The sequence below is a fragment of the Pseudomonas sp. SIMBA_068 genome, assembly GCF_046534705.1.
GTDB lineage: Bacteria > Pseudomonadota > Gammaproteobacteria > Pseudomonadales > Pseudomonadaceae > Aquipseudomonas > Aquipseudomonas putida.
The window spans coordinates 1-256 of the sequence record NZ_JAWRYI010000965.1; the positions used below are offsets into that span (position 1 = coordinate 1).

Sequence of the window (256 nt, forward strand, 5' to 3'; positions counted from 1 at the left end):
GGGCCACGACGCACAATACTTCGGCACTACGGCACTGGCGGTGGGCAGTTGCTATCTGGTTGGGACGCTGGTCAATCGCGCGTTGATCCGCAGGGTCCAGGCGGCCACGTTGATGTGGACGGGCATGCTGCTGTTCCTGCTCGGCGTGTTGAGCATCGCCGCCATGCCTGCTGGGTTGAACCTGGTCAGCATCCTGGGTGGCATCATGCTTGTCGCGTTCGGCCAGGGCTTTATCTTCTCCAACGCCATGGCCCGC

General features: G+C 62.9%; 1 pseudogene. It reads left to right on the forward strand.

The window, feature by feature from the left end:
* Window positions 1–256 (forward strand): annotated as a pseudogene (locus SB756_RS32285) (MFS transporter); the annotation flags it as partial.